This window comes from Methylobacterium nigriterrae, assembly GCF_037106235.1.
Lineage (GTDB): Bacteria > Pseudomonadota > Alphaproteobacteria > Rhizobiales > Beijerinckiaceae > Methylobacterium > Methylobacterium nigriterrae.
Map to the genome: position 1 here is coordinate 1 of NZ_JBAWTG010000795.1, position 279 is coordinate 279.

Here is a 279-nt window from a genome sequence, read left to right on the forward strand (position 1 = left end):
CCAGCTTGTCGAGGTGCCGACGCCGAAGCCGCGCCCGAGGCTTTGACGCGGCCAGCGGGCTGATCGTCCAGGCACTTGGATACCTGCTCGGGCGTGAGCTTCATCGCGATCATCAGGCGCAACAGCTTCTCGGCCGCGCCGTGAACGCGTGACTTGCCCGTCGCCCAGCGCCGTGACGTCACTTCCTCGATCCCGAGAAAGGCCGCAGCAGCAACCTGCGTGAGGTCCAACTGCTTGAGGGCAGAGCGATACTCGTCAGCGGTCATGATGGGCGCCGAG

General features: G+C 65.9%; 1 protein-coding gene. It reads right to left on the bottom strand.

Annotated elements, in window-relative coordinates; genetic code table 11:
* The coding region (locus tag WDW90_RS39195) for a helix-turn-helix domain-containing protein (RefSeq protein WP_336493006.1) at positions 1 to 266 on the bottom strand (266 nt) is incomplete at its 3' end.
* Positions 267 to 279 lie beyond the last annotated feature (13 nt).